Origin of the sequence: Limnospira indica PCC 8005, from assembly GCF_000973065.1 — a bacterium.
Taxonomy (GTDB): Bacteria; Cyanobacteriota; Cyanobacteriia; order Cyanobacteriales; family Microcoleaceae; genus Limnospira; species Limnospira fusiformis.
On sequence record NZ_FO818640.1, the window covers coordinates 5,325,644 to 5,352,546 of the forward strand.

Below are 26,903 nucleotides of genomic sequence, written 5' to 3' on the forward strand. Positions count from 1 at the left end.
ATTACAGCAGAAGACGACAAGAGGGCTATCGTGTTCTTGATTGAAGACGATTTTGCCTTTTCTTGCGGTGTTGTCACCCGTTATTATATTGCAGTAGCGCTAAAATTAAATAAATTGTATTATATTTTTGTAAAATTATAATAAATAAGGGATCCACACTCCTAGAATGGCTATGATAGAAGGATTCACTCGACGAGAAACCCTCGACCTCACGGCTACCACCTCCAATCGCCTGCAATACCTAGAACGGTGTCAACTGGTAGTCCCCCACCGAATCAGCAAGTCCCGAAGGCCCACAGTGATTTATACCTGGGAGCAGGTTTTAGAAATCCGGGCCATCAAAAATCTTCGAGAAGTCATCTCGCTCCAAACGGTGAGAAGCATTATTAAATTCCTCGATGAGAGCGGATTTGACGATAGCTTACGTGACAAGCAGCTAGTTGTCATTGATGAAGAGGTAATCTGGGTTCAGCAGGATTGGAAAGACTTTGCCGACAAACTCCCGTCAGCTCTGAAGGTGGCAGGACATAAAAACAAAGATGTGGGTCAGTATCTCTTAGTGGTTATTCCACCTCTATCTCAAATTGTGAACGAGGTATGGCTGGCGGCTGAAAAATCGACTGTAGTCCATTTTGAGAGTTTTAAGCAACGGGCTAAAGCCAAACCGACTCAGGTAGCGTGAAAGGATTCTCAGAGGGACACTTCAACAGCAACCCCTATGTCGTGGGTATCACCCCTAGATTTCCTCACGGGTATCACTCCAGATGGCGGAAGCAATTCTCTACCCTATTACCCATCTTAGAAATTTAACCTCTATCTTGCGTTCTGGTGGCATCCTCGCTAACAATCGCTTAAAATCTCAGCGGATCAATTATGTAGATATTGCTCACGAAACCATTCATAATAAACGCGCTCAAATTAATATTCCTTGTTCAATAGGCGGCCCGCTTCACGATTACATTACCTGGTATTTTGAGCCTCCTTCTCCGCTGCTTTACGCCATCTCCAGAGGCAACATTCAAGGATATGAAGAGGGGCAAAGTCCGGTGGTTCACTTAGTGGCAACAGTCGAGGATATCGCCGCAGCCGGAATGCCAATCTGACTGTATCATCACCTAGAATAAAAGAGATTTACAAGAAGCCGAACGTTTGGGCATCAGGATTTTATCACCCAAAGAGTTTCTGCAAGAAGTAGGAGAAATAGAATGAGCGACTTAATTGTTAAAATTCCCGATTCTTTGTACAAACAAGTGGCAGAATTGGGAGAACGAGAAAGTATCTCTCTGAACCAAATGGTTGCGATCGCCTTTTCGGCTCAAGTTTCCCCTTGGATGACTCAAGATTATGTCGTGGAGCCAGCAAAACAGGGAAATTGGGAACAATTTAAACAGGTTTTGAGCAAGGTTCCCTTAGTTCCGCCGGAGGAAGTAGTTGTCAGATTTCTGAAGTGGCGATCGCAGATTTACCCTTCCTCTGATCAAATAGTACCACCTCTTCAAATGGTCGTATTTTACAAGATTTTCCTCAACTCAGCGCCCAAGATTTAGTCAATGCTTGGAACTATTCCCAGGCTAGAGGAAATGGAAGCGGCAATTCAAAGAAATGAGGATGATTGAAATAGGGTGCGTCTTGATGCCGATGAAAATTTCCCTCTTCCAATTGTCGAATTCCTGCGTTTAGCCGTTCACCATGTCCACCCAGCGATCGCGATTCTATGCCTGGATGGATCACAATCACTTTCAAGCTGATATAATACTCAATAAACTAAAAATGGAGATCCGCCATGAGCCTTGTTCAGACCATTGTGGAAAAATTGGAAAATTTACCTCCTGAAAAACAGCAGGAAGTGCTTAATTTCGTAGAATTGTTACACTTACAAATTGCACCCGATACAGATCTCTCTCAAGAAGATGAAACTGCCGAATCAGTTCTCACTAAAGCGGCACAATTTATTGGCTGTGTGGAAGGACCAGCGGATCTCTCAACAAACAAAAATTATCTTGAGGGATACGGCAGGTCATGAGACGGGGAATCATCATCGATACGGGGCCATTGGTTGCGTTACTTAATAAACGCGATAGTTGGCATGAGTGGGTAAAACAGGAAGTGGCTCAAGTTAAACCGCCTTTATTGACTTGTGAATCGGTAATTTCAGAGGCTTGTTTTCTTTTAAAAAACCTACATAACGGTCAAGAGTCAGTTATTTATTTACTAAATAACGGCACGATTCAAATCTCTTTTCGCTTGAATGAAGAAGCCGCTTCCATACAAGAACTGTCGAGGCGCTACCAGTCGGTGCCGATGTCCCTTGCAGATGCCTGTATCGTTAGGATGGCTGAGTTATATCCTCAAAGTATGGTGTTAACCCTCGACAGCGATTTTACGATTTACCGCAAAAACCGAAATCAAGAAATTCCTCTCATTATGCCTCCCAGCTAAGTAGGTCGGCGGAATTAACCCGAAGTTGAGCAACCGGCATAACCCTGGCAGCAAAAGGGTTTTAGGCAAAACGAATCTGGAAATATTTTCGCCTACCTACTTAGTCCTGACTTTGTTTAGGGAGTGTTCGCTGGAAAGTTCCTCTTATATTTCTCTTGATCTACAGAGCGTATTCAGGGGGTTAAATTTCAGGGTGATGGCAGATGCTTTAAACCTTTCCCTTCTATCTCGACCACCTCTCTCTCTGCCAAGCAACGATTTGATTGGAGGTTCGATATGCCTAGAATTACCATTGATGTCCCCGATGAACTTTCGGGACAACTGACACAAATAAGCGAGATTCAGCCCAACTATAGAACCCAGTCTATCGATACTGATATCAATGCTGAACTCCATCAGTTTAAATTGTGGCGATCGCTCCCTTTATGGAAAAAAGCAGAGATAGTCAGCGGTTGGACAAACGGGGTTTGGCAAATGTCTCTCATGGCGATTCAAAACCACTTCTCCAGAGATAATTCAAGACACAATCCGAGCGCCAGACAAAGTAGAGTCTAGGGGAGGAGAAAAATACATCGCTCAAAAAAGATTAAATGAGACTTTAGTTCTCAGAGTCGTTTACAGAGAATATGCCGATCGCATTTTAGTCATTACCCACTACCCAGGAAGGAGGTCGCGATATGAAACGGATTCGATATAGTCCAGATGTGGATGCTTTGCTGATTGAACTATCAGAGGAACCCATTGCCTATGCTGAAGATGAAGGCTCCCTAATTCTTCACTATTCTTCCAGTGGAGAGGTAGTGACAATCGAGGTTTTAGATGTCAAAGAATTTATGGCTAAAAACTCCACTGCTGAAGTGAGTTGTGAAAATTGACCTTTAGCTTGACGTTCCCACTTTAAATGCGTTAGTTAAACCTAACCATTTCCCATACATTGTACCACCAAATTACCAAATTGGCAGAAAGAGACAATATCTCCCTTGACCAATGGGTGGCGATCGCCTTTTCGGCTCAAGTTTCCCCTTGGATGACTCAAGATTATGTCGTGGAGCCAGCAAAACGGGGGAATTGGGAACAATTTAAACAGGTTTTGAGCAAGGTTCCCTTAGTTCCGCCGGAGGAAGTAGTTGTCAGATTTCTGAAGTGGCGATCGCTACACTGTCAACTAGAAATGCGATCGCAGCTTTCCCGAATCCCCAATTGCTATAATCGACAGGGTAAGCCCATCTAATTCGGTATTAAATTTAATTGACAAAAAAGTTAGCTTACAGTATGTGGAAATGAAACGGGCGGGAATGAGTGATGAGTACATGATGCTTACCCTCAAATCCTGCTGTCACGCCTGATTGAGATCTGCTTACCCTCCTCCGTCCCCCTATGATTGTCAGATGACCACCTATATCTACCATATTACCCATCTTAAAAATTTACCCTCTATTTTGCGTTCTGAGGGCCTCCTTGCTAACAATCACTTAAAATCTCAGCCGATCAATTATGTAGATATTGCTCACGAAACCATCCAGAATAAACGCGCTCAAATTAATATTCCTTGTTCCAGGGGCGGCACTCTTCATGATTACGTTCCTTGGTATTTTGCGCCTCGTTCTCCGATGCTTTACGCCATATCCAGAGGCAACGTTCAAGGATATGAACAGGGGCAAAGTCCGGTGATTCACTTAGTGGCAACAGCGGAGGATATCGCAGCAGCAAGTCTTCCTTTTGCATTTACGGACGGTCACGCAATTGTTAGGTATTCAGAATTTTATGACAATCTCGACTCTCTCAATGCGATTGATTGGGAGATTATGAATGCACGGTATTGGGCAGATACTCCAGAGGATGGAGACCGGAAGCGCCGCAGACAAGCCGAATTCTTGGTTTATGAGTTCTTCCCTTGGACACTCGTGCGAGAAATCGGGGTGATAGATGCCGGAAGAAAAGCCGAGGTTGAAGAAATATTACAAAACTTTACGATTTCGACACCTGTAAAGGTTTTTCGGGAATGGTACTATTAAAATTAAGGCATTGACCAAAAGAGCAACTCCCGGCAATGATTCACTTTAAGCAAGGCAACCTATTGACAGAAAAGGCTGATGCCCTGGTGAACACCGTTAACTGTGTCGGTGTCATGGGGAAGGGGATTGCTTTGCAATTTAAGCAGGCGTTCCCGGAAAATTTCCGAGCCTATAAAACAGCTTGTGATGCTAAGAGAATCCATCCGGGGCAGATGTTTGTAGTTGCTACGGATAAGCTATTCCCCAAATACATCATTAATTTCCCCACTAAGCGCCACTGGAAGGGAAAATCTAAAATAGAAGATATCAAAGCGGGATTAATTGCACTGGTTGAGGAAGTCAAACGGTTAGAAATTACCTCGATCGCAATTCCTCCTCTGGGATGCGGAAATGGGGGCTTAGATTGGGCGGCAGTTAAGCCTCTCATCGTTCAATCTTTTGCGGAAGTTCCCGATATTGAGGTGATGATTTTTGAACCGACTGGCGCACCGGTGGCGGACCAAATACCGGTGGCTACCTCTACCCCTAAAATGACCATCGGGCGTGCTTTATTGATTCGCTTGCTGGAATTGTACGGGATTCCTGGGTATCGCTTAACTAAGCTGGAAATTCAAAAACTCGCCTATTTTTTGCAAGTAGCTGGCGAACCGTTAAGACTGCGCTACGTCAAACATCAATTCGGACCTTATGCAGACAATCTTAATCATGTTTTGCAAAAGATTGAAGGTCATTACATTCGCGGATATGGCGATCGCACTGAAACTTCGGCAATGTATGTCTTAGAAAAGGGTCGTGACGCTGCCGATCGCTTTTTATCAGCACATCCCGATACGGGCGCGCGCCTGCAACGAGTCAGCGATTTAATTGAAGGATTTGAGACCCCTTACGGGCTGGAAATGTTGGCAACCCTTCACTGGGTGGCCACGGAAGATCCGCAAGCTGCCATCGATTGCGATCGCGCTATTGAAAAAGTACAGGAATGGAGCGATCGCAAGCGCCATCTATTTAAACCTAACCATCTGCGAATAGCTTGGGAACGCCTTCACACTCAGAACTGGTTTAATATCAATAGCGATGCCGAAACCCCATAATGTTCATGACCCCAAAAAAATGAGCCAAGGATAAGTATTGATCGCCGAATACGGCAGGTCATCAGACGGCGAATTATCAATGCTATGACTTGGATGCCAAAACCTGAAAATTATTTTCATCTTTTCACCTCTAAGTGTTAGCCTTTCAGCTAAAATAGCAGAAAACTGAGTTAAGACAAAATGCAACTTCAGGATTACTTTGACATTCTCTCCTCTGATGAAATTCGCATCAAAGGCTCCCGAATCGGTATTGAAACGATTCTCTATGAGTACATCTATCGCCGTTGCACGGCTGAGGAAATCGCGAAAACTTATCCTTCGCTGACTCTAGAGCAAGTTTATGCCACAATTCTGTACTATCTTCACCATCGAGACATCGTAAGCAATTACATGGGTAACTGGTTGGAATATTGCCTAAAATCTGAGCGCGAACAGGATAATAATCCTCCGCCGCCTGTGGTCAGACTCTTAAATTTAAAAGCAGAAGGAGGGATAAAAAAGCCAGTTTTCCATGAACATTAAATACTTAATTGATGAAAACTTACAGCTTGTTCACCAGTCGCTTAATACATTGCCCTCACCCTAAATCCCTCTCCCTCTGTGGGAGAGGGACTTTGAGAGGTGATCAGATGATTTCTGAACAGGCTGTACCTCCTCTCTATCAAGAGCAAATTTTACGTCGTACCCGGGATTTAACCGTTTGGATGGTGGGAGACCCAGGAATTCCACCCAGAGGGACTCAAGATCCAGAAATATTGTTGTGGTGCGAACTCAACAAGTTTGTTCTGGTGACGAACAATCGCCGGTCAATGCCAGTACATTTGGCGGAACATCTAACCTAAGGTCACCACATACCGGGAATTTTTGTTTTGCGTCCAAAAGCAGAAGTTGGGGTCGTTATTCAAGAGTTGATTTTTATTGCGATCGCAGCAGAGGAAAATGAATTTCAAGACCTAATCATTCACATCCCACTGAAGTAATCTCAAACCTTTGATATCTGATGACTGACTCTCCCCCTATCTATCTCGACTACCACGCCACGACGACCGTTGACCCCAGAGTGGCTGAGAAAATCCTGCATTATATGACGGTAGAATTTGGGAATGCTAACAGTATAGACCATATTTATGGCGATCGCGAAACTCTTACTCAGGATGAGTTGTTACAAAAAAGCGATCGCACCCGGCAGTTTTCCGTTAAGGTGAAGTTATCCCCTCTGCCAAGCAACGATTTGATTGGAGGTTCGATATGCCTAGAATTACCATTGAAGTCCCAGATGAACTTTCAGGACAGTTAACACAAATGGGCGATCGCCTGCCCGAACTTCTGGTCCAATTTCTCCAACAACCGGCACTCCCGGTCCATATTTATCGCTATATCCTCAATTTTCTCGCCAGCGCACCCACTCCCGAAGAAATTGCCGCCTTTAAACCCACACCTGAAATGCAGGAACGCTTACAAACGTTGCTATCTCGTAGCAAAACGGGGCAACTGACACCCGCCGAACAGCAAGAATTGGATGAGTACGAACAAATCGAACATCTAATTATTATGCTGAAAGCTGGCAATCTTCATTATTTAAACCGGGTAAATGAGTGAAAACTATATCAGCGCATCACTTCGCCGTTTCGTTGAAGAACGAGCCAATTATCGCTGTGAATATTGCTTGCTTCCAGCAAATGTTGCATTTTTTTCTCACGAAATCGACCATATTATCGCCCAAAAACACGGCGGTATCACCGAGGCGAATAACCTGGCTTTGACCTGCTGGCGTTGCAATCGCCACAAAGGTAGCGATCTGGGTTCTTTCGATCCAGAAACGGGAGAATTCAGTTTTCTATTCAATCCTAGAACCCAGGAGTGGATAGAACACTTTACTCGGGAACAATTGACAATTTTGGGGGTGACTCCAGAAGGACGCACGACGGTTAAACTGCTTCAAATGAATACCCAGGATCGGCTGACCGAAAGACGGCGATTGTATAATAGTTCAGACTTGATTTGATAGATATTCAATGACTGACTCTTATCCCATCTATCTCGACTACCATGCTACCACTCCAGTTGACCCCAGAGTGGCTGAGAAAATCCTGCATTATATGACGGTAGAATTTGGGAATGCTAACAGTATAGACCATATTTATGGCGATCGCACCCAAAAAGCTGTATCCCAAGCGGCGCGACAAGTGGCGGAATTAGTCGGTGCTTCCCCAAGAGAAATCATCTTTACTTCTGGCGCTACTGAAAGCATTAATTTGGCTATTCAAGGTAGCATCATTAATCATCAATCCCCATATTTGCCGAGAATTGCCGTCTCTCCCGTGGAACATCCAGCCGTTTTAGATACCGGTCAGGCTTTAGTTAAACAAGGGTTAATTGATATCACTTATTTGTCCGTTGATAAACAGGGTCAAATCGACTTGGAATCCGTGGATAAGGTGTGCCGGGATGGGGTTTCTCTGTTATGTGTGATGGCTGCTAATAACGAAATTGGGACGATTTATCCCATAGCAGAAATCGGCAAAATTGCCCAAACTCACCAGGTCGCTTTTTTGTGCGATGGCTCCCAAGCTGTGGGTAAAATACCTATCAATTTTGAGGAATGGGGAATCACTTATTTGGCGATTTCTGGTCATAAACTCTACGGACCAAAAGGAGTCGGTGCGTTGGTGGCTAGAAAAGGTTATCCACTCAAGCCGATGATGTTTGGCGGCGGACATCAAGGAGGAATGAGGTCTGGTACTCTCAACGTGCCGGGAATTGTGGGGTTGGGAGAAGCCTGTCGCCTGCGAGGTTTGGAAATGGCAGAAGATGAGGCAAGAATTGCTAATTTGCGCGATAAATTACAGGATTTACTACTTGAAAAAATACCCGGTTTGGTGGTTAATGGAGATATTAATCATCGCTTATCGGGAAATCTGCATATTTCGATTCCAGATGTTCCGAATAGTGCGATTATAGCACGAGTGCGCGATCGCCTGGCGATTTCTACGGGGGCGGCTTGTTCCTCTGGAGTGGAAGCACCATCCCATGTTTTGCGGGCGATCGCTTTATCCCCAAATGCCATGGAAGGAGCCTTGCGAATTGGTATTGGCAAATTTACCACCGAGTCGGAAATTCATCGCGCCGCCGAGATTTTAGCGGGTGCTATTGGTACTATCCGCCAGTTGATGGAAGCCTAGGGCGATCGCCTAATTCCCTCAACTACGCCACACTCACCCAGGGGCTATTTTGCCTCAAATATCCTGTGCTATTATCCACTAATAAATCACGTCAACCATGAAAAAACTAGGCTACAATCCTGATATATTGGCGGGTTATAACCTAGTCAATTCCTAATAGTAATATTAGGGTCATTACTGTTCGATGGTTTCAGCAAAATTATGATTATGATAACACCAAGCTAAAATAGTCCCGGCGGCGAACAGTTTTAAGGATTCCAGACTTAAATAGCCAAAGTGTAGTTGGTTCATCCCCTCTGGAGTCGATTCAACAGGGTTAAATAGATTCAAATTCACCCCTAGGGCAGTCATTTGGGGGGTGAGGCTGTAGGTGTACAGTAGAGCGATCGCCAACAAGATAGAAGATAACACCGTCAGGGTACGAATCCGATTACTGAACCCTTCAGGTAGAGTCATTCCTAACACCATCATTCCGGTTAAGGCTAAGGCGGCGAAAAGGATTTCCATATGATTAAATGCCGAGAAAACTATTCCGCCTGTGGAGGCAAAACTAGGTTCTTGCATCATCCCAGATACATACATCGCTGGCATAATTACCACATCCAAAATCAGGCTGCCACCGACCCAAAATGCCATGGTGATCAGAACCAGAGTTAGCCAGCGGGAGGGACTGTATTGAACTTTAGGTATAAATGTCATGATTAATAATACCTCGTAACTTGTCGTTTACTTATTAACCAGTGTAGCGAATTTTTGGGGAAGTGAATATGAAGTATTTTTGCGATTTGCCGTCGGCAGAGAATTGTTAAGAAGTTTGTAGTAATTTAACTAAAGGCGATCGCCTTCTATCCCCTAGCAGATGGTGATTTGCTCCCCTCTTAGGGTCATAGCCCATAGATCTAGGTAATTGTTATTAACTTTTGTTACAATTAATTCTATAATTGAAGTAACAAAGATGAAGTTGGGTAAAGGCGAGATAACGTGAAAGCAGTAATTCTACTCTCTGGTGGACTTGATTCTTCCACAGTGCTGTATCAGGCGAAAGCTGATGGCTGTGAATGCTATGCACTGTCCTTCAACTACCAGCAGCGACACCTACGAGAATTGGAGGCGGCGGCCAAAATTGCCGAGGCGGCGGGGGTAGCAGCTCATCAAGTGGTAGAGTTTGACCTCAAGCGTTGGGGAGGGTCAGCCTTGACGGATCATAACATCGATTTACCTTGCGATCGCACTTTGGCGGAAATGTCCGCAACCATCCCCATTACATACGTCCCCGCCAGAAACACCATTTTTCTGAGTTTGGCGCTGGCTTACGGGGAAACCATCGGAGCCGATCGCATTTATATTGGAGTCAATGCACTAGACTACTCAGGATATCCCGACTGTCGCCCTGATTATATCGCCGCCATGCAGTCCGTGTTCCGTCTGGGAACCAAACAAGGACGCGAAGGTAATGCTATTACCATCAACACTCCCCTAATTGACCTCAAGAAAACAGATATCATCCAATTGGGGAACAGTTTAGGGGTTCCCTGGGAATATACCTGGTCTTGCTATGGGGGAGAAGCCCAAGCCTGTGGGGTATGTGATGCTTGTCGTTTGCGTCTGGCTGCTTTTGAAGCCTTGGGGTTAACTGATCCCATTTCCTATGCTAAAAGATAACATCTAACTAACTCTCTTGTTCATAGCGCCAAACACTCCCTAACAGTTCCCTAACAGTTAATTCTATGGAAGACCAATTTTCACAATCTCCTAATTCTGATGCTTATGAGGCTCTGTGTCAAGAGGCGACTGTTCTGCATCAAAGAATTACCAATCTCAAACAACTTCTCGCAGAAACAGAACGGGAGAATCAGAAACTACGCGCGGAATTGGAGGCGAAAGAGACTGCCAAAACTGAGAACCCCACTCCCCCAAAAACTCCCGTAATTCAACCAGATAGCTTGACTATGGCTGCGACTCCTCAACAGGTTTCCAGACCCGCCGATACTAATGGCAAAAATGGTCAAGCACCCTTGAACGGGAATGGCTCAGTTAATGGTTCCCAACCCGCCACCTCTACTAGGGCTAAAAGTTCATCAACAGCCACTCTGATTAAGCCACCAGAACCTCAAATTTCCCCCGATGATGATGACTACCTCAACCAAATTCCTGATGATGTAGAAATGTCTCTGTTTGACCACCTGGAAGAATTAAGACAGCGCATTTTTTACTCCTTAATTTCTGTGGTCGTTGGGATAGTTATTTGTTTTATCGCAGTTAAACCAATTGTCCAAATTTTAAAGGTTCCCGCTCAAGGGGTAAAACTTTTACAATTGGCTCCGGGAGAGTATTTCTTTGTCTCCCTGAAAGTGGCTGGATATAGCGGTTTACTGGTGGCGAGTCCGTTTATTATTTTTCAGATTATCCAGTTCGTTTTACCAGGACTTACTCTCCGGGAACGACGATTTTTGGGTCCGGTTTTTCTGGGGTCAACTTTTCTGTTCTTAATCGGATTGGTTTTTGCTTATCTGGCTATCGTTCCGGCGGCTCTGACGTTCTTTATTAATTATGGTTCTGAGGTGGTAGAACAGCTATGGTCAATTTCTGAATACTTTGAGTTTGTCCTGAAATTGTTGTTGGTAACTGCGATCGCATTTCAAGTGCCGATTATTCAGATTTTGTTGGGGATATTAGGTATTGTCTCTTCTCAGAAAATGTTATCTATCTGGCGATATGTGGTGATGGGAGCCGCTATTATGGGGGCATTTTTAACCCCCTCTACTGACCCATTGACTCAAAGTTTGTTGGGAGGCGCTATTGTCTTCTTATACTTTGGCGGCGTGGGAGCGGTTAAACTCCTGGGAAAATAACTTTTTGAGGCGATTTTCTCGCTCCTCTGGGGGGTCTTCCGCCCAATTCCACAGGCTTTCATAGAAGAAAAAAGATACTCCCGCAAAATGGCGATCGCGTACATTTATCACCTGTTCTTCTATGATATGGGTCGCGGTGGGACGATTGTTTAAACCGCTTAAAATCCCGATGACAACCGGAATATGATGTTTGGCTAATTCGATTTCTGCTCGTTCTATTTCTCTGATAAAATGAGACATATCAGAACGATAGATTTGCGGCACTAACTGTTCAATCCAACCTTTTCTCTCCCAAGTAAACCAGTCCTGAAGATAAGCCGGAAGCGCAAAATGTAGGGGGTTCGGAGACAGGGAAATCAGACAATCTTCTTGAATCGCTTTAACTCCATAAAAGACCCTCTCCATAAACTGATTCAGTTGGTCGGCTCGCCATCTCACCCAATAGGTATCTAGGGGATTTTCTGGCGGTGATTGACCGTGTTCATCCTGAAATAGTTGGACCGTAAAGGGGTCGTAACCTAACTCAGCAGGTAAGCCAAAATGATCATCAAATTGAATGCCATCAATATCATAGTTCTTGACAATTTCAGTCACTAGATTTAAAATGAATTGTTGTACTTCGGGATGAAATGGATTTAACCACACCCACTCAGGATTTCCTCCCGGTTTCGTGAAACTACCATCTTGGGTTTGTGTTAACCAGTTCGGGTGAAGTTTGGCTAATTCTGAATCAATGGGAGCCATAAACCCAAACTCGAACCAAGGGATAACTTTTAATCCCCGTTTATGTCCTTCCCGCACCACCTCCGAGAGCATATCTCGTTTTTGTAATCCGGGGTGGGGGTCTAGGGAAATACCAAAAACCTCCTCAGCTACACGGCTAGGATATAGGGTATAACCTCCCTGCCACACGGTCGGATAAATAGTGTTAAAATTCAGATTTCGTAGGCGGTCTAAAGCCTGAGTTAAGCCGGATTTTGAAAATAAAATATCACTGTCAACATTAGTTAGCCAAACTCCCCTGATTTCCGTGACAGACCTGGCTGGAATTGGAGAAGTAGAGGAAATGGCGATCGCCACAAAAACACTAACAGCTACCACCAATGAAATCAACAGTTTCCAGAATCTATAGGGTGTTTTGCTCATCTCCGATAATGGGTAGTTGTGTCTGTGGGTGAATCACTCTTAATTATCAACGATGATCGTCAATTATTAAAATTTCGGCTGGGAATCGGTTGCCATCTTCTTGTGGTAGACTCTCGGAGAGAATATGCTATTCTGAAAAAAATGGCTCTAGCAGTATTGATCGTGAGGTAAGTTGGATGAGTGCTTTCGGGTTTGGCACAATGGCACAGGATATAAATATATCACCATTATCTGACCTTACCGATATTATTGATCAGGAATCCATACGCGAGGAAGAAGAAGACCCGGAGATCGGACTCCTTGACAATAGCGATAATGACACCCTCCCCGTTGACAATGGCGATAATGGGGACAATGGCGATAATGGGGACAATGGCGATAATGACACCCTCCCCGTTGACAATGGCGATAATGGGGACAATGGCGATAATGGGGACAATGGCGATAATGGGGACAATGGCGATAATGGAGAGGAGGAGGAGGAGGAAATCCCTTTTATCCCAGAACCCGCGCCACCAATTCCTCAACCGACACCTGCACCTTTTGAACCCACACCTCCTCCGGTTGCTCAACCGACACCGCCGCCTCCGGTTCCCATTCCTACACCACCACCCACACCCACACCCACACCCGCACCGACTCCTACACCTACACCCACACCGACACCCACACCGACTCCTACACCCACACCGACTCCTACACCTTCTCAACCCACACCGACTCCTACACCTTCTCAACCCACACCAACTCCTACCCCTTCTGAACCCACACCGACACCTTCTGAACCCACACCTTCTGAACCCACACCCACGCCGACTCTACCAAGCGCAGATCATGTGTTTGAGGGTGGCGACGGTAATAGTTTAATTTTGGGAACAGAAGGAAATGATTTGCTCTATGGTGGGGGTGGTAATAATACCCTCTATGGTTTTACCGGGAATGACACCCTGATCGGAGGTGGGGGTAATGATCTCCTATATGGGGGTCAAAATAACGATTTCTTAGATGGCGGAAATGGTAACAATACCCTCTATGGAGGTTTAAATGATGACACCCTATTGGGGGGAATTGGTCGAGATCTGCTATTTGGAGAAGCAGGTAATGATTTCTTAGATGGTGGCGATGGTAATGATACGCTCTATGGCGGCGAGGATAATGATACTTTATTGGGTGGTAATGGTAATGATCTTTTGTTTGGGAATCAGGGAAATGATAGCCTAGATGGGGGTCCGGGTGATGATACTCTCTATGGGGGTAAGGGTGATGATACTCTGTTGGGTAGCCAGGGTGATGATATACTGCTAGGAAACCAGGGAAATGATATCCTCTATGGCGGAAATGGGGATGATACTCTCTATGGGGGTCAGGGTGATGATACTCTCTATGGCGGTCGAGGTAGGGATTATTTAAGTGGCGATCGCGGTAATGATTTCCTGGTTGGTGTTGATACTAGCGCTGATTTCCCAGGACTGACAACTATTGACACCCTGGTTGGGGGAGAAGGTTTTGATACTTTTGTATTAGGCAATGAAAAAGGACCGTTTTACGATAACGGTAATGATGATATTAATGGTGTGGCTGACTATGCTTTGATTTTGAATTTTAACAGCGCTACTGATGTCATCTTACTGAGTAATGACGATTATTTATTCTCTACTGATATCCCCCAACCACTCCCACAAGGGACTGCTATTTTCCGTCGGACTCCCGGCGAAAATGAGTTGATTGCTATCTTAGAAGGGGTCGTAGATCTTCAATTTGATGGCACTAATCTTGATGATGGACCGATTAGGTTTATCTAGCCAAATAGTAGGGAGTGACTGTATGCACATAATGGCGCTTTTGTCAACAGGGACAAAAAAAGCGATCGCTTTTTGCCTCAAAACTCGTGCATCGTGAATTTAATATTTTGCTGAGAGAATAATTTATCTGGCGATATAATCGGGGTTGTAGCCTTTATGTTTGCATAAGGACAGAGCAAGCCCTTGGTATCGATTTCTGAGATGATAGCATAACCCCTATAATCTCGTCAACTTTTTGCGAGGGATTTTCAATAAAAATGTATTAATTCTTAACGTTCTTTGGAAATTCAAATCGATGGGGCTGCATAAATTAGTAAAGTTTATGTGATGGTAGGTAGGTTTTGGGGGGGAATGGATTGTCGATGAAAAAAAAGGCTATCCTGAAAGTGGATAGCCTGTGAATGAAGGAAAAATGGGGTTAAAAAGGATGCTTAGGCGATCGCAGCCATTTTGACATCGCTAGAAGCTAATAACTCCTGCAACTCCTCAGAATCAACGGTTTCTTTCTCAATGAGCATTTCTGCCAAACTATCGAGAACAGGGCGATTTTCTTCGAGGACTTGACGAGCGCGTTTATAAGCCTCATCAACCAAAGCGCGGACTTCTTCATCAATAGCGGATGCGGTTTCCTCGGAGAAATCACGCTCGGACATAATATCGCGACCGAGGAAAACATTACCCTGCTGACGACCGAGAGCTACCGGACCAAGGCGATCGCTCATACCAAAGCGGGTAATCATTTGACGGGCTACCCGTGTAACCTGCTGAAGGTCATTAGAAGCACCTGTAGTCACTTCTTCCTCACCAAAGACAATCTCTTCGGCTAAACGACCACCGAGGGCTACAGCCATTTGGTTTTGCAGGTAAGAACGACTATATAAACCAGAGTCCATGCGATCTTCACTAGGCATAAACCAGGTTAATCCCCCAGCGCGACCACGAGGAATAATACTGATTTTCTGAACTGGGTCATAGTCAGGCATCAACGCGCCAACTAAGGCGTGACCAGCTTCGTGGTAAGCCACTAGGGTTTTGCGTTTTTCGCTCATCACCCGATCTTTCTTCTCAGGACCTGCTAAGACGCGATCAATAGCATCATTAACCTCATCCATAGAGATTTCGGTGAGGTTGCGGCGGGCGGCTAAAATGGCTGCCTCGTTTAACAGGTTAGATAAATCAGCCCCAGTAAAACCAGGAGTCCGACGGGCAATTTTATCGAGATCTACATCTTTACCAAGGGTTTTACCTCTGGCGTGGACTTGCAGAATTTCGGAGCGACCAGAATAGTCGGGGCGATCGACTACTACTTGGCGATCGAACCTTCCCGGACGCATTAGGGCTGCATCTAGTACATCAGGACGGTTAGTAGCAGCAATAATAATAATGCCTGTATTGCCTTCAAACCCATCCATTTCGGTCAGTAACTGGTTAAGGGTTTGTTCCCGTTCATCGTTACCACCGCCAAGACCTGCACCCCGTTGGCGACCAACTGCATCAATTTCATCAATAAATACAATACAGGGAGCGTTGGCTTTGGCTTGCTCGAATAAGTCCCGGACGCGGGAAGCACCCACACCGACAAACATCTCCACGAATTCTGAACCGGAAATGCTGAAGAAGGGAACTCCGGCTTCCCCGGCTACGGCTTTGGCGAGGAGGGTTTTTCCGGTTCCCGGAGGTCCTACCAATAGCACGCCTTTGGGAATTTTCGCACCAATGGCGGTGAAGCGATCGGCGTTTTTGAGGAAGTCTACTACTTCGCTCAGTTCCAGTTTGGCTTGCTCAATACCTGCTACATCTCCAAAGGTAACTTGGGTTTGGGGTTCCATTTGGACTCTGGCTTTGGATTTACCAAAGTTCATGGCTTGGCTACCTGGTCCGTTTTGAGCGCGACGTAATAGGAAGAACAAGCCCACTAGGAGCAAAATCGGGAAGAACAGGCTACTTAATGCTCTGAACCAAAGTCCTTCCTCGGTTTGGGGTTGTACCGCAATGTCAACATTGTTTTCACTCAGAATGTTGATCAGGTCTGGATCATTGGGTAGATTTACTAGGATTTTGGAGCCATCCTGGGCTGTAACTAGGGCTTTAGTGCGATCGGCACTAATACTCACTCGTTCAACCCGGTTCTGTTGGACTTCCTGGACAAAGGTACTATATTTCCAGGTTTCCCGGCTTTGGGGTTGTTTGTCAAACAATGTCGTTGCTAAGGCGATGACGACAATAGCCAGCATTGCATATAAGACCGCGTTTCTCCACCGTTTATTCACGGGGGTCTATCCTCCTACTGATTTTTTGTCGATCCCAGATTCTCTGGTATCTTTGATATTATGTTTACCAATCTTAACGTATTTTTCAGAAATACGGGGTCTGGGAACAGATTACCTATATTCGACTGATACATTTACGCGACATTTATCCGGCTATTGCCTGACAATGCGACGATAGCACTATTACCCGTTAAGGTAACAGAGGCGGTATCCCGCAAAGCTTTTAGAAAGATTCCAAAAGCACCGTTCCAGTCCCTGGGTAGAGTGAACCCACACTCAGGACATCGGAACACTTTTGAGCCACCTAGCTGGGAATGCACATGACCACAGTGAGTACAGGTTTTGCTGGTGTATTCTTCGGTCACATCTACAACTGTGGTTCCAGTTATTTCCCCTTGATGTCTCAGGGTTAGTTTGAATCGATAATGCGCCCATGTCAGCATGGCGCGGGCAGTCTTAGACCTGATTAGACGCTTCACCTTGGCAACCATATTGGAAGTCTCGAAGGTGGGCAAAAAAATCCGGCTGTGTTATGGGATGGCCAGGGATGCGACCCAATCAACCAAGGGGTGGAAGTCCCACTAGGAGGCTATTTCGGGCATTGCATCCCTATTTCACTCCTAAACGTCTCGCACCCATACTTGGTATTGTACTGTATTGCCGTCAAATGTTAACCTAATTTGAGATGAAATCATGCTCTTATTGACCTGTACAGTTGGACTCGCATTGCTGAACTCATGGGGAATTTTGCTAATCTAACAGCCAGTTATGAGGTTTTGGGACTTAATGAGCAGGCGGGAACTTGTCTGGCTTGTGGACGTTTCTCTGAGGCGATCGCAGCTTGTCATCAGGCCATCAAAACCCAGCCCCACCATTTTGGAGCTTATCATATCCTCGGTCAAGTGTTGCAAGCCCAGCATAAAAACTCGGCGGCGGTTAGGGCCTATCGTATCGCCCTAGAACTTAATCCTGATTGTACTAAGGCTCAACAGGGTTTATCACAAATTCTGTCTGGGGAGGATTTATGGTTTCCTCCAGGAGATTATGTCTCCTCTGGGTTGAGGAAAATTAAATGCGATCGCTATTTTCCTAATTTAGTGGTTGATAACATTAGTTCTAAGTGGCAATATCACCGCCGAGAAATTCCCCACAATCGCTACGTTGATCAACAATTCCCTACGGTGGGATTTATTACTAGAGATGAAGCCCATATTCTATATAATACCGCTTTACAATTTGCTGGTAAACCCGCTTTGGAAATTGGTTGTTGGTTGGGTTGGTCAACCTGTCATCTCGCTTTAGGCGGGGTGATTCTCGATGTCATTGATCCGGGTCTGGCTAATCCCGTTTTTGCTAGTCGCGTGGGTTCTGCTTTACAGGCGGCGGGAGTGACAGAAAGGGTTGAGTTAATTGCGGGTTACAGTCCCGCTAAGGTGGCGGAAATTGCTAGGAGTTGTCATCGTCGCTGGTCTCTCATTTTTATTGATGGGAATCATGAAGCACCCGGACCGTTTTTAGATGCTCAAATTTGTGAACAGGTGGCGGCGGATGATGCTTTGATTTTGTTTCATGATTTGGTTTCTCCTGATGTGTTTGCTGGGTGGAATTATTTTCGCGATCGCGGTTGGAATGTGGCAATTTATCAAACTAAGCAAATAATGGGGGTAGCTTGGCGGGGGAAAGTTAAACCTATTGCTCATCAGCCAGATCCGTCTGTTAGCTGGACTCTTCCCAGTCATTTACAATGGCAATGGATTTTAAATCATGATTCAGATTCAGTTAAAAATGATGGCTATTACTATCCAATTATTGATAAGTTAGTGGCGGATAATCCGGGACAAATGACGGTGGCAGAATATCGCTACATTGCTGATATTATTAATCACCAGTCTCCGGGAAATTTGCTAATTTTTGGTGTGGGTAAAGATAGCGGTTTATGGATGGATATTAACCGCCACGGTAAAACGGTATTTTTGGAGGATAGCCAAGGGTGGTTAACTCAGGTTAAAAATACCTATGCTGATTTAGAAGCCTATCATATAGATTACCAAACTCGGCGACAAAATTGGGCGGAATTGTTGATGAAATTTGAACGGGGAGAAGATTGTTTGTCCTTGGATTTACCTAATTGGATTTATGATATATCATGGGATTGGATTTTAGTTGATGGTCCAGCGGGATATACACCGGAAACACCGGGAAGAATGAAAAGTATATATATTGCTTCCCAATTGGCTATCAAATCTGGTGATACTGATGTGTTTGTTCATGATTGCGATCGCCCTGTCGAAATCGCCTATACTAGCTATTTCTTTAAACCGAATCATTTGGTTAAGCAAATTAGCAGATTGAATCATTATCGGGTTTCTCCCGGTCATTAATTAGGGTTAATTTTGGCGGCGGTTCTCTGTTATTTATAAGTTACTGAATTTATGAAAATTTTACACATTTTACAAGGATTTTCTCTAGGAGGTGCATCACGTTCCGTCGTAGCGATCGCTAAAGATGCTACCCAGCACAAATTAGATCAAGTTCATTGTGCTATTTCTTTGACTCCCGCGCATCCCCAAGCAGTCAAATTAGCCGAAATGGCTGGTTTACAGGTAATTGAAGCACCATCATTAGAGACAATTTATCGAGAGATAACACAGGCGGATATTGTTCATATTCACTTCTGGAATACTCCCGAACTTTATGAGTTATTACAGTTAAATTTGCCTCCCATGCGGTTGCTGGTTTGGCTGAAAGTAGTAGGCGATCGTTCTCCCCATATTGTGACATCGGAACTGGTTAATTATGCGGATATTTTGTTAGCCACAACTCCCTATAGTTTAGAGATACCCGCCATTAAATCCCGTAGTGATTTATTCACTAATAATCAAATTGGAGTAGTGCCAGGAATTGCTGATTTTAGCCGTTTAGAATCTTTAAATAATCGCCGCCATGAGGGTTTTAATGTCGGTTATATTGGCACAGTTGATTTCTCCAAACTCTATCAAAATTATATCCCCATGAGTGCTGGGGTGCAAGTTCCTAATATTCGTTTTATTGTCTGTGGGGGAGGAATTGAGAATAGCCTGAAACAACAAGCGGCAAGTTTGGGGGTTGCCGAAAAATTTGAGTTTCGGGGGTATGTTGAAGACATTAAATCCGTCTTGGAAATACTCGATGTATTTGGCTATCCTTTAGTTGAGGATACCTATGCAACTAGCGAAAAAAGTCTACAGGAAGCTATGTATGCGGGGATACCTCCGGTGGTTTTTCCCCATGGAGGGATTAAGGGGTTAGTTATTAATAATCAAACCGGATTAGTAGTTAATAGTGAACAGGAATATCAGCAGGCGATCGCATATTTATATCATCATCCCCAGGAGAGATTGAGATTAGGAAATAATGCGCGCAATTATGCCAAACAATATTTTAATCCCCAGGTTTCCATTGATAAAATTCATGAAACTTATAAACAGTTAATGGAGTTTCCTAAACGGGAACGCCGTTTAACTACCGGAAACCCCCAAACTGGTGCAGCATTATTTGTGCAGAGTTTAGGGGATATTGACCCTCGGTTTAAAGTAAGTTTAACATCTAATCATCTCTCGGAACAGTTAGAAAGCGATCGTCACATTTCGAGAGCTTCTCCCGGACTGTGTAACCCCGGTGGTGGTGGTTTATTTCACTACCGCAATTGTTATCCTCAAGATGGATATTTGCGCTTCTGGTCAGCATTAGTTTTACAGACACAGGGACGGCATCAGGAAGCAGTTAACGAGTTTTACCAAGCATGGCAAAATGGTTGTAATATTTGGCGAGTCCTGTGGTATTTAGCTAATTCTGCCGAACAAATGGGTAATCATAATTTGGCGCAACAAGCCATTAACCGAGTCTTAGAATTAATCCCTAATTTTACCCCCGCCGCAGACATGAAACACCGGATTAACTCATTATTAACACCAGCTACAAAATCTTCAGTTAATCACGCGCAACTAGATTTACAGCGTCAATTTTGGAATGTTAATTCTATCCAAGAAGCCATGTTTGCGCGAGTGTTGACCTATCCCGGAATTGAAAAATTATCACCACAGGAAAGACAGCAAGTTTGGGAACAGTCAATTGATCGCACTACTCAACAAATTCTTCAAGGTATCCCTAGTCAACTCCATTGGAAAGTATTAGAAATTGGTTGTGGTGTCGGTCGTTTAGTTAAGCCTTTGCGGGAAAGATTTAACCGAGTCGATGGGGTGGATATTTCTGCCAATATGATTGAGTTTGCTAAACAATACTTAGCGGATGGTCAATCTAATGGTGAATTATATGTCAATAGTGGATCTGATTTACAAGATTTACCAGGGGAATTTTACGACTTAGTTTATTCTACCATTGTTTTTCAACATATCCGATCGCTATCTGTGGTTAAAAGCTATTTTAGGGAAATCTTTAGGGTATTAAAGCCAGGGGGATACTTTCGCATTCAAGTTCACGATCGCAGTGCGGAAAATTTAGGTGATTTTGATGAAGAAGGCGCAGAAAATCAGCAATATTATTTATATGGAAACGCCTACAATGATAGACAACTTAGGGATTTATTAATCGCAGCCGGGTTTAATTTGGTTTCCCTAGAATGCGTTAAACCTTGGATTTGGTCAACCGTTCAGCGACCACAAACTAGGTTAACATACCCCCAAGTTTCCGCTATTATTTCCACCTATAACTCCGCCAATTTTCTCAGGGGATGTTTGCAGGATTTGGTTAATCAAACATTATACGATAAACAGCAACTAGAAATTATTGTTATTGATAGCAACTCCCAGGAAAACGAAGCAGAAATAGTCGCAGATTTTCAAGCTAAATATACCCAAATTATCTACCATCGCACCGAACACCGAGAAACCCTTTATGCCGCATGGAATCGAGCCATAGAACTCGCCAAAGGGGAATATATAACTAATGCTAACACTGATGATAGACACCGTTTTGATGCTTTAGAATTAATGGCTAATTATTTAGACCAGCATTCTGATGTAGCCGTAGTATATGGCGATCAACTTATCACCCACAACCCCAACGAAACCTTTGAGAATACCCAAGCTAACCAACGCTGGAACTGGCCAGAGTTTAGTTATCAAGAATTAGAACGCCGCTGCTGTCTCGGTTCTCAACCTATGTGGCGGAAATCTCTCCATCAAAAATATGGCAATTTTAACCCAGAATTTAAAGTAGCGGGAGATTATGAGTTTTGGCTGAGAATTTGTAAAACTGAAAATATCGCTAAAATACCAGAAATTTTGGGGTTATATTTTGATAATCAAGATGGATTAGAAAACAAAACCCCCACTACTTACACAGAAACTCAGAAAATTTGTCAGCAATATGGTATTACTAACATTCCCAGAACTATATCTAAACCAGTATCAGTCTATCCAGAAGAAATCAAACCTTTAAAATCACCTAGAAAATTCCATATTTTAGTTTATACTGACGAACCCAGGGTTTATGGAGTTGGACAATATAATCACTCAATTCTGACCCAGTTAATTCAATCTGGTTATCATGTTAGTTGCGTACAAAGTCGAGAATCTCATTATTTGTTAGACCAACAAAAACAGTTAGGGATTCAACATTTTTGGTTAGACTATGATTCAGTTAAGGACTTTCAGAAAACCTTAACAGACCAGACTACTGCTGAAACTATTTTTACCAAGGCGAACCCAGATCTAATCCTGTTTAGTGATTGCTGTCCCCTTTCTAATTTAGCTGCTAAACAAGTGGCTATGAGGTTAAAAATACCTTTCGTTATTACAGAAAATTTTGTAGCACCTTATTTGGCTCAACGGTTTCAGTCCTACTTAGGTCAACTGGCGGACATTTATCAGCATTCCCAGGAAATTATCGCCGTTTCTCAAGAAAACTTACAGCAGTTGTGGGAACTTTTCCAACTGCCTAAACCACGGGGTCGCGTGATTTATTATGGACGACCAAGGCAGTATTTTAGTTTAGTTAATCCTACTACACGCGATCGCATTCGTCAACAACTAGGCATCCCACCCAATGCCATAGTTTGCTTCACCTCAGCTAGATTAGAATCCATCAAAGGCTATCAATACCAATTGCAAGCCATTCAACAACTTAAAAATACTCCCATTTGGTGTCAACTATATTTTTTATGGACTGGTGAAGGTAGCTGGGAACATAAACTCCAAACAGAAATCAAAAAATTAGGCGTTACTGACCAGGTTAAATTGCTAGGATGTCGTCATGATATTCCTGACTTATTAGATGCCAGTGATATATTTATTTTACCCTCCGAATTAGAAGGAATGCCTTTATCAGTAATGGAAGCTATGGCGAAGGGATTACCTATAATTGCTTCAGCGGTTAGTGGCATTCCCGAAGAGTTAGGAAACACCGGGAAACTCTTATCTGACCCTAAAATAAATGCCTCAGCAACTATCACTGAATTAGTAGAAACTCTTGAACAGTGGGTTGCTAATCCCCATCTAAGGTATAATATTGGTCAAGCCTGCAAACAACGAGCCGAACAAATGTTTACAGAACAACAAATGTTAACCAAAACCATCGAAGTTATTAAAACAGCATTACCTACTAATCTACCACTAATTTCTGTAATTATTCCCTGCTATCAACAGGCGGAATTTTTACCCGAAGCAGTGGCAAGTGTTGTGGCTCAAACTTACCCCAATTGGGAAATTATTATTGTTAATGATGGTAGTCCTGACCAAACCAGCCAAGTTGCTCAACATCTTATTCAAATTTTTGCCAACCACAAAATTAGTCTAATAGCAACCGACAATAAAGGTTGTGCTAGTGCTAGAAATGCTGGCATAAATCAAGCCAAAGGTGAATATATTTTACCCTTAGATGCTGATGATAAACTTAGCTCTTCCGCTATAGCTAGTTTAGTAGAAGTGGCTCTAAGTAAATCTCATGATTGCGTAATTTTTGGATCCTATGAGATTTTTGGCACTGAACAGCGAAAAATTGTAACTGCGGATCAATATTCTTTAGAAAATCTCAAACAATATAATATGCTGGTGTGTACGTCTTTATATTCCAAAAATGTCTATAAGTTGACTAACGGATATAAGGAAGAAATTAAGGAATCAGGATACGAAGATTGGGAGTTTTGGCTAAATTGTCATCAGCATAATATACCTTTTTATGGTATCCGAGAAACAGTGTTATATTATCGTCGCCATCCTCGGTCTAGGGTAGTCCAGTCTTTTCAAAATCGAGATTATTATAAAGCTCAGGTAATGAGTTACTATCCTGATTTATTTGATGCTAAACCTCAGCCAGTTGAGTTAATTTTAAATGCTAGTGGTGATTTAAACTTACAAAATTTTGCAGATTATGTTCAAAAATATCAGCAAAATCCCCATGATGAATTAGCCTTAGACAATCTCCGTAACGCTCGCCAAGCTGTAGCTGATATGTGGTTAAAATTAGAAACCGAACAACTCCCCAAGGCTTATCAGGAGAATTTAGGTCAAGCACATAAGTCGCTACTAAACTCTGGTATCAAAAACGAGATTTTCCGTGATGATGAACGCCTGTATTTTCAGGAAATTAAATCCTATTTGAGTCAAGGCTTTAAGCAGCCGAAAACTTTTCAGTATTTACTCGCTGGGATGTTATATGGTCGTGCCGATCAGCTAATGCTTACCTTTGAGGAGTCTTTGATTCCCACTTGGCTGGCTGAGGACTATTTTAGATTTTTATTTGATGTTCCCCCCCTATTCCAAGAAATTGGAGACGCAGATAATTACTCCCGCTATCGGATACGGTTATTAGATTTTGTTCGGGAACGTCTCCAGCAGCAGCCAGACTATCCCCTATGGCAAAAGTTAACAACTATGTTGCTAGAAAGGGGTAATTTTATCCCGAACTATTTCGCGGATTTTAACTTAAAACCTCTGTTTTGTAGTCGCGCTGAGTTGTTTCATCTATTCCTACAAAGCCGCGATTTTCAGTTGGATTACTCCTTCCCAGAACCTCCGAGCGATCGCCAAAAAATTCGCCTAGGAATTCTTAACGACCATCTCAACCCCCAAACCGAAACTTACTTAACATTACCAGCTTTTGAATATCTCAATCGGGAACAATTCGAGATTATTTTATATGTTACCCAAGCCAACAATCATCCCCTAGAGCAATACTGTAGATCCCGCGCTGACCGTTTAGTTAGACTACCTGATGATAAGTTGGAACAAGCAGCCACTATTCGCGCTGATAACCTCGATATTTTGCTATTCGGAACTAATGTAACCGCCATTACTAAACCCGTCACCTTGTTAGCATTACACCGACTGGCGCGAGTACAAGCTACCCTATTTTCATCACCTGTTACTACCGGAATGAGATATATTGATTATTATATTTCTGGTCATCTTTCCGAGGGTGCAGAGGCTCCTAATTTCTATCGAGAAAATTTAGCGGTTCTCAACGGAACTGGCTTTTGTTTTAACTATTATGCGATCGCACCTCAACCCGCCACCGTTAAGCCTCACCGCAGCCAATGGGGAGCCAATGACCAAACAATTGTCTTTATGTCCGGCGCAAATTTCTATAAAATTATCCCAGAACAAGGGGAAACCTGGGTGAAAATTCTGGCTCAAGTTCCTAATTCGATTTTAGTGCTTTATCCCTTTGCTCCTAGTTGGAGTAATAACTATGCTAGTTCACAATTTATCCGCCGAATGCACGCCACCTTGAGCAAATACGGAGTTGCAGAAAAACGCTTAGTTTTGATTAAAACTCTCCCCAGTCGTACCGACGTTAAAGCCTGTTTAGAACAGGGGGATATTTATTTAGACTCCTACCCCCATTCTGGCTCAAACTCCTTAGTAGATCCCCTAGAAGTGGGATTACCTGTAGTAGTTAGAGACGGAGATACTTTGCGTTCTAAACATGGTGCCGCTATGATGCGATCGCTTGGTATTCCTGATTTAATTACCGACGATGAATCATCCTATATTAGTTTGGCTGTTACCCTCGCAAATACCCCTGAATTGCTACAGTTAAAACGCCAAGCCATTCAACAGAAAATGGCGGCTAATCCTGAATTTTTGGATAGTCGCGCCTATGGTGCGAAAATGGGAGCTTTGTTAACTCAAATCTTCCAAAATTACCAATCCAAACATCAAGTTATAGATTTAGATAATCCCCAAAAACAACAGCGGTTTTTATCCGAATTGGTGGATCAAGTTAATCTCTATGAACTTGACCCCACTAATACTATGGTGGTAAATAAATTACACACAATCCGTCGTGGTATGGTAGAATACTGGTTAAGACAACCAGCAGAGCAATTAGAAACTCTTTATCAACAACAGATAGGTAAAGGTTATCAAATTTTGCTCAATAGAGGCTTAAAAAAAGAACCCCTCAATGATGAGGAAAAAGCATTAGTTAACCATTGGACTAAGACTGCTATGGGACTGACTGAACCCCATGCAATTAATTGTTTGATGGCGGTGATGTTGTATTCTCAACCTGGTAAAATGTTGGTACGAGATGCGGTTAATCGTTTACCCGCTTGGTTGCTTCCTGATTATCAGCGGGTGTTTGAAAATGCCGATGCGATCGCTCAAATTAAACAAACCTTAGCTACCACTAAAACCCAGTCAACTCCTGTTAATTCTCCCCAGGTAACACCAACTGTCACTGCTGTAGATGTCTCAACTTTTGTGAATCGATTAATTGGGTGTGTCAAGTTATTTAAGATCGACCCCACAGATACTAATATCACCGTAGAATTGCGACAACTGCGGTGGCAATTTGCACAGTTTTGGCTGAATTTACCTGAACACAAGTTAGAGGAGATGTATCAGAGTCCCCTCGGTGATGGCTATCGGAGTTTGTTAAATAGTCGCCTGCAAAATGAAATGTTAACCCAACATGAATGGGATTTTCTACAACAAGTAGGAACCTATCTCCGACAAGGTTTAGATACACCGCGATCGCTTAATTATCTCATAGCGGCTATGCTATATTATCGGCCGGAACAACTGCAAATTCAAGATCTATCTCGCCTTCCTAGTTATCTGCAACGGGATTATCAAAATTGGCAAAATCCTTTGAGTAGTTGA

The 26,903-nt window shown here is 43.5% G+C and carries 24 protein-coding genes and 1 pseudogene; 21 read left to right on the forward strand and 4 right to left on the reverse strand.

Annotation, left to right across the window (positions count from 1 at the left end; all coding sequences use genetic code 11):
• Positions 1-166: 166 nt before the first annotated feature.
• The 16 genes from XZ46_RS23465 (at position 167) to XZ46_RS23535 (ending at position 8,727) form a co-directional block, all read left to right on the forward strand.
• Positions 167-682: a MerR family transcriptional regulator gene (locus XZ46_RS23465; RefSeq protein ID WP_006670693.1), complete on the forward strand. Its 516-nt coding sequence runs from the start codon at positions 167-169 to the stop codon at positions 680-682.
• A gap of 82 nt (positions 683-764) precedes the next feature.
• Positions 765-1,103 carry a DarT ssDNA thymidine ADP-ribosyltransferase family protein gene (locus XZ46_RS23470; RefSeq protein ID WP_006670692.1) on the forward strand — a complete coding sequence of 113 codons (339 nt, stop codon included), beginning with the start codon at positions 765-767 and terminating at the stop codon, positions 1,101-1,103.
• Positions 1,104-1,205: 102 nt separating this feature from the next.
• The gene (locus XZ46_RS23475) at positions 1,206-1,547 is read left to right on the forward strand and encodes a hypothetical protein (protein ID WP_006670691.1); all 342 of its coding nucleotides are present in this window, start codon (positions 1,206-1,208) and stop codon (positions 1,545-1,547) included.
• Positions 1,548-1,783: 236 nt separating this feature from the next.
• Complete coding sequence (locus tag XZ46_RS23480; protein WP_006670690.1) at positions 1,784-2,023, forward strand: DUF2281 domain-containing protein; 240 nt, start codon at positions 1,784-1,786, stop codon at positions 2,021-2,023.
• Entirely contained in the window at positions 2,020-2,439 is a 420-nt protein-coding gene (locus XZ46_RS23485) for a type II toxin-antitoxin system VapC family toxin (RefSeq protein ID WP_006623471.1), read from the forward strand. Before XZ46_RS23480 ends, XZ46_RS23485 begins: the two co-directional genes overlap by 4 nt.
• 276 nt (positions 2,440-2,715) lie before the next feature.
• Positions 2,716-2,994 (forward strand): hypothetical protein, encoded by a 279-nt coding sequence (locus XZ46_RS23490; RefSeq protein ID WP_006623473.1) that lies wholly within the window; start codon positions 2,716-2,718, stop codon positions 2,992-2,994.
• A gap of 122 nt (positions 2,995-3,116) precedes the next feature.
• A complete protein-coding gene (locus XZ46_RS23495) occupies positions 3,117-3,314 on the forward strand; it encodes a DUF2283 domain-containing protein (protein ID WP_006623474.1) in 198 nt (65 codons plus the stop codon).
• A gap of 80 nt (positions 3,315-3,394) precedes the next feature.
• A complete protein-coding gene (locus XZ46_RS23500; RefSeq protein ID WP_228116406.1) occupies positions 3,395-3,670 on the forward strand; it encodes a hypothetical protein in 276 nt (91 codons plus the stop codon).
• A 157-nt stretch (positions 3,671-3,827) separates the two neighbouring features.
• Positions 3,828-4,454, forward strand: a complete 627-nt coding sequence (gene darT / locus XZ46_RS23505) for a type II toxin-antitoxin system toxin DNA ADP-ribosyl transferase DarT (RefSeq protein ID WP_006623476.1) — start codon at positions 3,828-3,830, stop codon at positions 4,452-4,454.
• Positions 4,455-4,489: 35 nt separating this feature from the next.
• Positions 4,490-5,545: a type II toxin-antitoxin system antitoxin DNA ADP-ribosyl glycohydrolase DarG gene (gene darG / locus XZ46_RS23510; RefSeq protein WP_008055033.1), complete on the forward strand. Its 1,056-nt coding sequence runs from the start codon at positions 4,490-4,492 to the stop codon at positions 5,543-5,545.
• 180 nt (positions 5,546-5,725) lie between these two features.
• Positions 5,726-6,067, forward strand: coding sequence for a DUF433 domain-containing protein (locus XZ46_RS23515; protein ID WP_006623478.1), 342 nt, complete (start codon positions 5,726-5,728; stop codon positions 6,065-6,067).
• A gap of 107 nt (positions 6,068-6,174) precedes the next feature.
• The gene (locus XZ46_RS23520) at positions 6,175-6,387 is read left to right on the forward strand and encodes a DUF5615 family PIN-like protein (protein WP_006623479.1); all 213 of its coding nucleotides are present in this window, start codon (positions 6,175-6,177) and stop codon (positions 6,385-6,387) included.
• 158 nt (positions 6,388-6,545) lie between these two features.
• Positions 6,546-6,842 carry a hypothetical protein gene (locus XZ46_RS38480; protein ID WP_006623481.1) on the forward strand — a complete coding sequence of 99 codons (297 nt, stop codon included), beginning with the start codon at positions 6,546-6,548 and terminating at the stop codon, positions 6,840-6,842.
• The gene (locus tag XZ46_RS23525; RefSeq protein WP_006623482.1) at positions 6,794-7,144 is read left to right on the forward strand and encodes a hypothetical protein; all 351 of its coding nucleotides are present in this window, start codon (positions 6,794-6,796) and stop codon (positions 7,142-7,144) included. The genes XZ46_RS38480 and XZ46_RS23525 overlap by 49 nt, the downstream gene beginning before the upstream one ends.
• Positions 7,137-7,550, forward strand: a complete 414-nt coding sequence (locus tag XZ46_RS23530; protein ID WP_006623483.1) for an HNH endonuclease — start codon at positions 7,137-7,139, stop codon at positions 7,548-7,550. Before XZ46_RS23525 ends, XZ46_RS23530 begins: the two co-directional genes overlap by 8 nt.
• A 10-nt stretch (positions 7,551-7,560) precedes the next feature.
• On the forward strand, positions 7,561-8,727 hold the full coding sequence (locus tag XZ46_RS23535; protein WP_006670687.1) for a cysteine desulfurase family protein: 1,167 nt from the start codon (positions 7,561-7,563) through the stop codon (positions 8,725-8,727).
• 174 nt (positions 8,728-8,901) lie between these two features.
• Here the strand turns inward: XZ46_RS23535 and XZ46_RS23540 are convergent, their stop codons facing one another.
• The gene (locus tag XZ46_RS23540; RefSeq protein ID WP_006623485.1) at positions 8,902-9,426 is read right to left on the reverse strand and encodes a DUF4149 domain-containing protein; all 525 of its coding nucleotides are present in this window, start codon (positions 9,424-9,426) and stop codon (positions 8,902-8,904) included.
• Positions 9,427-9,708: 282 nt separating this feature from the next.
• Between XZ46_RS23540 and queC the strand changes: the two genes are divergently transcribed.
• A complete protein-coding gene (queC, locus tag XZ46_RS23545) occupies positions 9,709-10,389 on the forward strand; it encodes a 7-cyano-7-deazaguanine synthase QueC (protein ID WP_006623486.1) in 681 nt (226 codons plus the stop codon).
• 428 nt (positions 10,390-10,817) lie between these two features.
• Positions 10,818-11,579, forward strand: coding sequence for a twin-arginine translocase subunit TatC (gene tatC, locus XZ46_RS23550; protein WP_396442691.1), 762 nt, complete (start codon positions 10,818-10,820; stop codon positions 11,577-11,579).
• On the opposite strand, the gene XZ46_RS23555 is transcribed toward tatC, so the two are convergent.
• Entirely contained in the window at positions 11,535-12,725 is a 1,191-nt protein-coding gene (locus tag XZ46_RS23555; RefSeq protein ID WP_006669337.1) for a glycoside hydrolase family 10-like protein, read from the reverse strand. The genes tatC and XZ46_RS23555 overlap by 45 nt on opposite strands.
• Before the next feature lie 176 nt (positions 12,726-12,901).
• Here XZ46_RS23555 and XZ46_RS23560 point away from each other — a divergent pair, with 176 nt between their 5' ends.
• Positions 12,902-14,527 (forward strand): calcium-binding protein, encoded by a 1,626-nt coding sequence (locus XZ46_RS23560; protein WP_008055026.1) that lies wholly within the window; start codon positions 12,902-12,904, stop codon positions 14,525-14,527.
• A gap of 431 nt (positions 14,528-14,958) precedes the next feature.
• Here XZ46_RS23560 and ftsH3 read toward each other — a convergent pair whose 3' ends face one another.
• On the reverse strand, positions 14,959-16,761 hold the full coding sequence (gene ftsH3, locus XZ46_RS23565; protein WP_006623490.1) for an ATP-dependent zinc metalloprotease FtsH3: 1,803 nt from the start codon (positions 16,759-16,761) through the stop codon (positions 14,959-14,961).
• Positions 16,762-16,931: 170 nt separating this feature from the next.
• A pseudogene (locus tag XZ46_RS23570) lies at positions 16,932-17,327 on the reverse strand (zinc ribbon domain-containing protein); the annotation flags it as partial.
• 207 nt (positions 17,328-17,534) lie between these two features.
• Here XZ46_RS23570 and XZ46_RS23575 point away from each other — a divergent pair.
• Both XZ46_RS23575 and XZ46_RS23580 read left to right on the forward strand, forming a co-directional pair.
• Positions 17,535-19,178 (forward strand): class I SAM-dependent methyltransferase, encoded by a 1,644-nt coding sequence (locus XZ46_RS23575; protein ID WP_008055017.1) that lies wholly within the window; start codon positions 17,535-17,537, stop codon positions 19,176-19,178.
• A 51-nt stretch (positions 19,179-19,229) separates the two neighbouring features.
• Positions 19,230-26,903 carry a glycosyltransferase gene (locus XZ46_RS23580; RefSeq protein WP_008055015.1) on the forward strand — a complete coding sequence of 2,558 codons (7,674 nt, stop codon included), beginning with the start codon at positions 19,230-19,232 and terminating at the stop codon, positions 26,901-26,903.

What these genes read in the sequence shown, in the direction of transcription:
- XZ46_RS23560 (WP_008055026.1), top strand. Translation starts at nt 12,902, where the DNA reads ATGAGTGCTTTCGGGTTTGGCACAATGGCACAGGATATAAATATATCA.
- XZ46_RS23535 (WP_006670687.1), top strand. Translation starts at nt 7,561, where the DNA reads ATGACTGACTCTTATCCCATCTATCTCGACTACCATGCTACCACTCCA.
- XZ46_RS23495 (WP_006623474.1), top strand. Translation starts at nt 3,117, where the DNA reads ATGAAACGGATTCGATATAGTCCAGATGTGGATGCTTTGCTGATTGAA.
- XZ46_RS23480 (WP_006670690.1), top strand. Translation starts at nt 1,784, where the DNA reads ATGAGCCTTGTTCAGACCATTGTGGAAAAATTGGAAAATTTACCTCCT.
- darT (WP_006623476.1), top strand. Translation starts at nt 3,828, where the DNA reads ATGACCACCTATATCTACCATATTACCCATCTTAAAAATTTACCCTCT.
- darG (WP_008055033.1), top strand. Translation starts at nt 4,490, where the DNA reads ATGATTCACTTTAAGCAAGGCAACCTATTGACAGAAAAGGCTGATGCC.
- XZ46_RS23465 (WP_006670693.1), top strand. Translation starts at nt 167, where the DNA reads ATGGCTATGATAGAAGGATTCACTCGACGAGAAACCCTCGACCTCACG.
- XZ46_RS23475 (WP_006670691.1), top strand. Translation starts at nt 1,206, where the DNA reads ATGAGCGACTTAATTGTTAAAATTCCCGATTCTTTGTACAAACAAGTG.
- XZ46_RS23485 (WP_006623471.1), top strand. Translation starts at nt 2,020, where the DNA reads ATGAGACGGGGAATCATCATCGATACGGGGCCATTGGTTGCGTTACTT.
- XZ46_RS23515 (WP_006623478.1), top strand. Translation starts at nt 5,726, where the DNA reads ATGCAACTTCAGGATTACTTTGACATTCTCTCCTCTGATGAAATTCGC.
- XZ46_RS23490 (WP_006623473.1), top strand. Translation starts at nt 2,716, where the DNA reads ATGCCTAGAATTACCATTGATGTCCCCGATGAACTTTCGGGACAACTG.
- XZ46_RS23540 (WP_006623485.1), bottom strand. Translation starts at nt 9,426, where the DNA reads ATGACATTTATACCTAAAGTTCAATACAGTCCCTCCCGCTGGCTAACT.
- XZ46_RS23555 (WP_006669337.1), bottom strand. Translation starts at nt 12,725, where the DNA reads ATGAGCAAAACACCCTATAGATTCTGGAAACTGTTGATTTCATTGGTG.
- XZ46_RS23525 (WP_006623482.1), top strand. Translation starts at nt 6,794, where the DNA reads ATGCCTAGAATTACCATTGAAGTCCCAGATGAACTTTCAGGACAGTTA.
- XZ46_RS38480 (WP_006623481.1), top strand. Translation starts at nt 6,546, where the DNA reads ATGACTGACTCTCCCCCTATCTATCTCGACTACCACGCCACGACGACC.
- XZ46_RS23530 (WP_006623483.1), top strand. Translation starts at nt 7,137, where the DNA reads ATGAGTGAAAACTATATCAGCGCATCACTTCGCCGTTTCGTTGAAGAA.
- XZ46_RS23580 (WP_008055015.1), top strand. Translation starts at nt 19,230, where the DNA reads ATGAAAATTTTACACATTTTACAAGGATTTTCTCTAGGAGGTGCATCA.
- XZ46_RS23470 (WP_006670692.1), top strand. Translation starts at nt 765, where the DNA reads ATGGCGGAAGCAATTCTCTACCCTATTACCCATCTTAGAAATTTAACC.
- ftsH3 (WP_006623490.1), bottom strand. Translation starts at nt 16,761, where the DNA reads ATGCTGGCTATTGTCGTCATCGCCTTAGCAACGACATTGTTTGACAAA.
- XZ46_RS23575 (WP_008055017.1), top strand. Translation starts at nt 17,535, where the DNA reads ATGGGGAATTTTGCTAATCTAACAGCCAGTTATGAGGTTTTGGGACTT.
- XZ46_RS23520 (WP_006623479.1), top strand. Translation starts at nt 6,175, where the DNA reads ATGATTTCTGAACAGGCTGTACCTCCTCTCTATCAAGAGCAAATTTTA.